This window comes from Prevotella sp. 885 (assembly GCF_002265625.1).
Classification (GTDB): Bacteria; Bacteroidota; Bacteroidia; order Bacteroidales; family Bacteroidaceae; genus Prevotella.
Genome location: NZ_NOVE01000010.1, coordinates 80,202 through 86,692 on the forward strand (window position 1 = coordinate 80,202; position 6,491 = coordinate 86,692).

General features: G+C 49.7%; 4 protein-coding genes. All 4 read left to right on the forward strand.

Annotated features, from left to right (window positions below; genetic code table 11):
* The first annotated feature begins 21 nt into the window (after positions 1-21).
* The 4 genes from CHL74_RS05255 (at position 22) to CHL74_RS05270 (ending at position 6,186) form a co-directional block, all read left to right on the forward strand.
* Positions 22-2,322, forward strand: coding sequence for a fibronectin type III domain-containing protein (locus tag CHL74_RS05255; RefSeq protein WP_094880118.1), 2,301 nt, complete (start codon positions 22-24; stop codon positions 2,320-2,322).
* A 41-nt stretch (positions 2,323-2,363) separates the two neighbouring features.
* Positions 2,364-3,092 carry an Ig-like domain-containing protein gene (locus tag CHL74_RS05260; RefSeq protein ID WP_141241238.1) on the forward strand — a complete coding sequence of 243 codons (729 nt, stop codon included), beginning with the start codon at positions 2,364-2,366 and terminating at the stop codon, positions 3,090-3,092.
* A gap of 38 nt (positions 3,093-3,130) precedes the next feature.
* The gene (locus CHL74_RS05265; RefSeq protein WP_094880120.1) at positions 3,131-5,188 is read left to right on the forward strand and encodes a hypothetical protein; all 2,058 of its coding nucleotides are present in this window, start codon (positions 3,131-3,133) and stop codon (positions 5,186-5,188) included.
* 110 nt (positions 5,189-5,298) lie between these two features.
* Positions 5,299-6,186 (forward strand): Fic family protein, encoded by an 888-nt coding sequence (locus CHL74_RS05270; protein WP_094880121.1) that lies wholly within the window; start codon positions 5,299-5,301, stop codon positions 6,184-6,186.
* The last annotated feature ends 305 nt before the right edge of the window (positions 6,187-6,491 follow it).

Below are 6,491 nucleotides of genomic sequence, written 5' to 3' on the forward strand. Positions count from 1 at the left end.
CAGACCATAAAACGTACAGATATGAAGATAATGAAAGGACTATCAGCCGCATTCGCCGCCACCTGCGCTTTCGCCGCCATCACAGCGGTGGCGAGTGTCGGCTCACGAACCGGATATTCCTTCTATGGAGGAACACAGAACGACACCATCCCGACAGCCGGCAAGATGCTGCCGGGAGAGGTGGCGCAGGACACCACGGCTTTCAAGGGCAAGCCATACGAAGGCTCCGACATCATGCTCACGGCACGTGCCTACGGCGACCGCATCGTGCTGAGATGGGCTCCCTCCGACTATGCTGCATGGATGAGGCTCAATCTCATCGGATATAACATCTATCGCTGGGACGAGAGAAACCATTGCGACACGCTGGCGTTGGCGCTCAAGCCCAAGACGCTGGAGGAGTTTCGTGCCAAGTATGCGCCTAACGATTCGGTAGCCACCATCGGCTACGGACTCATCTACGGCGACAACCTGAAGAAGCCCACCGAGACACGTGAGGAACCGGGATCGTACGGATCGATGCTCGAGATGTATGACGACCAGGTGACGAGCCTTGCCTTTGCCATCCTCGCTTCGGAATGGCGTCAGGACTTGGCTGAGGACATGGCTATGCGCTTCGTCGACCGCAACGTACGCAAGGGAGCACGCTACACCTACATCATCCAGCCTGCCCGCCGCTTTGAGAACGACAATATGTTCATAAAGGGTAAGGAGGTCAGCAACGTGGAGAACAAGCCCTACATTCCCGCTCCTTACAACGTGGGACTGACGGACAGCATCACCGGACAGCTCGCCGTGACGCTCTATTGGACCGACAAGCACAACTCGTCGTTCGAGATTGAGCGCCGCGTGGCTGGAACGCAGGAATGGCACCGCGTCAACAGCAAGCCCTACATGCCGATGTACAAGCAGGACCTCGACGACAAGGACGAGGAAGTGATGTACGTCGACAAGGTGCCGCAGCCCGGAACCTACGAGTATCGCGTAATGGCGCACGACGCTTTCGGCGACACCACAGCACCGAGCGAGACGCTAACCGTAAAGGTGGGCGACATGAAGCCGCCCAAGGGTCCGACCATCACACTCGTCAACATCGACCGTCCCGACGAGACCGACCCCACAAAGCAGATATTCGCCACCATCTCGTGGGAGAAGGACACCGTGGAAGCAGACCTCGCAGGATTCCTCCCGCTATACTATAACGAGCGATTCACGGGCAACGACTGGAAGCCGCTCTGCGAAAAGACGCTTCCGGCAGACGCAAGGGAGGTGAAGGTGGACGTCACCGGACTCTCCACGGGCATGCTCGTCATGGCGGCATACGACAAGGCTGGCAACGTGGGCTACTCGATGCCCGTGCAGCTCCGCATCAGCGACATGAAGGCTCCTGACGCTCCCGGCAATCTCCGTGCTGAGGTTTCGGCCGACGACGGCACCATCACCCTGCGCTGGGACAAGCCCGCGGACGACGACGTGGCTTACTACGAGCTGGCTTACGCCAACGACACCACACACCACTTCCTTATGCGCAACCAGGGACAGCTGAAGGACACGATGTTCGTAGACACGGTGCAGATGACCGTCAATCAGCGCTACATATATTATAAGGTACGTGCCGTGGACTACAGCAACAACACCGGAGAGTTCTCCCCCATCCTCCAGGTGGAGCGTCCGCACATCACACCGCCTACACAGCCTCACCTCGACTCGGCTTGGGTGGACAACTCGGGCATACACATGGACTGGGTGACCGGACTGGACGCCGATATGTACTATCATCGCATCTACCGCCGACTGGAGAACAGCAGCACGTGGGACCTCATAGCCATCGTCACGGCGGAGGACGTGCTCAAGGCAAGCCCCGACGGAGTGATACATCTCACCGACAAGCCGCAGACCAACAACTCGTATTACTATGAGTATATGGTAGTGTCGTTCAACCGTTCGGAGATAGCTTCCGAGCCAAGCCTCATCTTCTCGGCACGCTTCGCCGACTTTACGGAGGCAGAACTCGGCATCAAGGCAGTCGGAACCTACGACCCCGTAAAGGACGAAGCACGTCTCTCATGGGAGCACAAGGCAGTGGACGGCAAGCAGACACCTTACTATTACTGCGTCTATCGCAAGGGCAAGGACGAGGCAGACTACACCTTCCTCTGCTCCACAGAGCCGGACATGCCGCTCCATACCGACCAGCTCCTTTCACCGGGCGAGTCAGCCAGCTATTACGTCGTGGTGCGCTTCACGGACGGAAGACGCAGCCAGCCTTCCAACAAGGTGACGATAACGGCTCCGGCGAAAGCCCCCTCTAAGGCGAAATAAGTAAACATCACAGAAAAAATCACAGGCAACATCCATCCGAAATGAAAAAGACAAGACTATTCATAACCAAGCTTCTGTCGCCACGGGGTGTCAGGACGCGTATGTGGCAACTCCTTACATGTTGCCTGTTGGCAGCCATGCCGCTGCTCACTTCCTGCGGCGAACTATTCGACGTGGACGAGGCGGGCGAGACAACGTCAGCGACGATGAAGATGGACCGCGACACCGTCTTCATCATGCCGGGCGATTCGCTGCGTCTGACCGTCACCTTCTCGCCGCCCGAGGTGAAGGACAAGGGCGTGATGTGGCTCATTGACCAGCCCGAAGTGGCACGCCTCTGCGCCGACACTCTCGTGGCACAGCAGCCCGGCACCGCCTACGTCACGGCGATGTCGTCAGCCACAATGCGTCTGGACACCTGCGTGGTGACCGTAATGACCCCGTGGACAGTTGACCGTAACAAGTACTTCTTCGACACCGTCGTCTACGCCGACATCAGCGTAGCCGGCAGACAGCTCGGCGACGACATAGCCGTGGCTGCCTTCGTGGACGACGAGCTACGAGGCATAGCCGAACTGAAGGAGGCGAAAGGCAAGCGTTATGCCGTCATCCGCGTGTACGGTCCGGTGAGCGCCTCCGACGAGGACATCATCACCTTCAAGTGCTACGACCGGCGGGAGGTGCGCCTACGCACCTTCGACGTGCAGCTGCCCTTCGACGGCGAGACGCACGGCACGCTCTCAAAGCTGATAACCTTACACCTCGACTGACGTTTAAAGGAGTTACGAATCTATAAAACCCGACAACTATGAAAAAGATATTCTTACTGATCCTCACCGCCTTAGCTTTCGCCTCCTGCACGCTCTACATGGACGAGCCGGAAGACGATAAGAAGGGCAAGGACGACAACATAGAGAACGGCGACGGCTTCAGCTCGCCGCGTACCGACGTGACCGCTGACGGCACCACCACCTACCAGTTTAACCCCACCACAAAAGTCTTCGACGAAACAAACTCTCAGTACGTCCTCAATGTCGAAGACTCTGTGGTGTGGCTTTCCACATCAACGCCCTACGAGATGATACCGCAGGTAGGAGACGCTATCTATTCCAATTTCTCCGAAACATTCCCGGACGCAATGATTGGAAAGGTGGTGTCGGTAACGAAGGAGAACGGTATGATAAAGTGTGTTTGTACAGACACCACATTAGGTCATGTATACAAGAAGCTGGACATACATGCCAGCATTAACGTAGCTGACTATATGGATCCTGCCATCGCGGACAAGTCGTTGGCTGAGAAGCGAAGATATGCCATGCAGAGGACGAGGGAGGAAGGTATCGGTGAACCTGAAAAGACGGAATTCTCTTTAGATTTAAATGCTAATAAGGATCTAAAGTCATATAAATTTTTGACAGGATCCTTGACAGGCTTTTTTAATTTTAAATACTTGTCGTTGAAATATAGAAAGATTGACTTTGACTTAAGTCTTGAAAAAGAACAAGTCAGATTCATCTTTACTGATTCAACCGTAACCACCAAAAGATTTAAGGTAGGTGGTACAGCATCATTACAGGCAGATATAATGTCAACCGCCGAATCGTCGTTGCTCCCAATCACAAAGAAACTCGAAATACCTATCGGTTCTTCCCCTGTAGTAGTGGGTTTTGATCCTTCACTTTCTGTTTCTGTATCAGGAACAGCCGAAGCAATTGGTGTAAATCGTGAAACGTCAGTACAAAAGATGGGTATAGAAAAAACCGCCAACAGTTCGAAACCTAAAATCATCAACTCCAAATATTCCAAATCACAAATGGAGTCGGGTAATGATATTAACGGCAATCTTACCATAAATGCAGACCTGACTCTTGAATTATATGTTGCTGTAAAGGGATTGGACAAGTTCTTCAGACTGTATGGTTCAGGAACAACCGGACCTCAACTTAAATTAAGTGCCGATACAGATATTAATGATATGGGAGTACTTATAAACAACCCACCTACTATAGAAGCAGGATGGAATCTGAGTTTTAATATTGGTGCAAGGTTCCAGCTCTTGAAGGAAAAACCGATATGGAACTTCAAAGGCACGATATTCGAAGGATACTGGCCAGTCAAGACATTCTACTTGTCGCCAAGAATAACGTCTATGGCTATAATTCCTCTCGACTATGTTTCAGATATGAATGTAACCAAGAGGCGTTATGTTGCCAGAGTATGGTTCACCGAGACACCAAAGACCTTCAATCCGTTTGTGATAATATATAATTCAGATGCAGAATTGGTGATGAACGATTATTTGAAGAAAAAGAGCAAGAACAGTTGGGAGACAGAATTTGAGATAGACAACAAGAAGAACAAGACGTTCTACGCCATGGTTGGCTACGATGACGATTCCAAACGTGCGATTTATTCGGACAAGACACCATTCGGAGTGCGGACTATAATGGAACTGAGCAATTGCCGTCAGGCATGTTCGTATACAGATTTCGACAATCCGAAGAGACCGGTAGGTTATGAAATCAGAGGTGAATTGTATACAAGCGGAAAGAGCACCGTTACGCAATGGGGCATGCGTTTCGAACTGCATAGACCCGACGGAACATTTGCTGCATCCTCAAAACCCGTATTCTTTGAATTGAGAGACGGCAAGAAGAAGTGGGGACTCAGACTCAACTCAAGAAAGCCTGAGAAATATATCATAAGAATCGTCCCAATTTATAAAACCGGATATGGTAAGAAAGATAAGTTTACGGCTATGGAAGATAAGGCTATGGAAGTGACGCTTGATCCAGAGTTCGGAGAATGCAAGGAACCGACATCGGAGGATCCCAATATCTACTTCGATCTTTTGCAGACGAAGTAAGCTAAACATAATATTGAGCCTTTGCAGTAAATATAGCTGTTTTCTTGCCGTTATCGGCAAGAAAACAGCTATATTTGCATATTATTACTCACTTTTTATGCCGATAACGTATGGAATATATATCAACAAAAGAATATGCAGACTTGCATGGGATGTCAGAAAGGACCGTGCGCAACTATTGTGTGCAGGGAAAGATATCGGGTGCTCAACTGATAGGAAAGACATGGAGTGTTCCTGCGAATGCTCCATTGCCACAAAGAAAGAATGCAAGGAATAGTGTTTCGCCCCTTCTTCAGTCATTAAGAGAACAAAAAGAAGGGAGGATGAAGGGCGGCATCTATCATCGTATACAGATAGATATGACCTATAACTCTAATCATATTGAGGGCAGCCGACTTACAAAGGAACAGACCAGGTATATTTTCGAAACCAATACCATAGGAATTACTGACGAAGCGGTAAAAGTGGATGATATTATTGAAACCACAAACCATTTCAAATGCATCGACTTTATAATTGACAAGGCAAAAGAACCGTTGACGGAAGCTATGATTAAACAAATGCACGCTTTGTTGAAGGCTGGCACGTCAGATGCCTCAAAGTCGTGGTTTGCCGTAGGCGAATACAAACGATATGCTAATGAGGTGGGTGGCATTGAGACGACAGATCCTAAGTTGGTAGGCAAGGCCATCCGCGAATTGCTTAGGGATTATAAGAACAAGAAGGTGATAGCTTTCGAGGATATACTTGACTTCCACCATCGTTTCGAAACCATCCATCCATTTCAGGACGGCAACGGACGAGTGGGGCGACTGATAATGTTCAAGGAATGTCTCAATCACGCCATTGTGCCTTTCATCATAACCGATGAACTTAAAATGTTTTATTATCGTGGCTTACATGAATGGAACCATATCCCCGGCTATCTGACCGACACATGCCTAACGGCGCAAGACCATTTCAAGATGTTGCTCGATTACTTCAAGATTAAGTATTAAAGCACCCAAACCATAAGACAATGCAAATATCGTCCAAGAGAGTAAAAACCTGTTACAAAATAAAAATTGATTCTAGAGTTATGAATTGCTGTTTTTATGGTGTTTTGCTGTGCAAACTGCCCCCGAGCCATGCAATAGCGCCACTTTTACACTACAATAGTGGCACTATTAGAGTGTAAAATGACTTAATACAGATTTGCTTTACACGGTTTTAACAATTCAAAAACAGTGTAAGTAATGAAAAAAGAGCGTAGACAACCTCGTCATTTTGACGATCAGTTCCGTTTGAGTGTATTAAAAGATTA

Excerpts from the sequence above, each read along its gene's own strand:
- CHL74_RS05265 (WP_094880120.1), top strand. The coding sequence starts at position 3,131 with ATGAAAAAGATATTCTTACTGATCCTCACCGCCTTAGCTTTCGCCTCC.
- CHL74_RS05270 (WP_094880121.1), top strand. The coding sequence starts at position 5,299 with ATGGAATATATATCAACAAAAGAATATGCAGACTTGCATGGGATGTCA.
- CHL74_RS05260 (WP_141241238.1), top strand. The coding sequence starts at position 2,364 with ATGAAAAAGACAAGACTATTCATAACCAAGCTTCTGTCGCCACGGGGT.
- CHL74_RS05255 (WP_094880118.1), top strand. The coding sequence starts at position 22 with ATGAAGATAATGAAAGGACTATCAGCCGCATTCGCCGCCACCTGCGCT.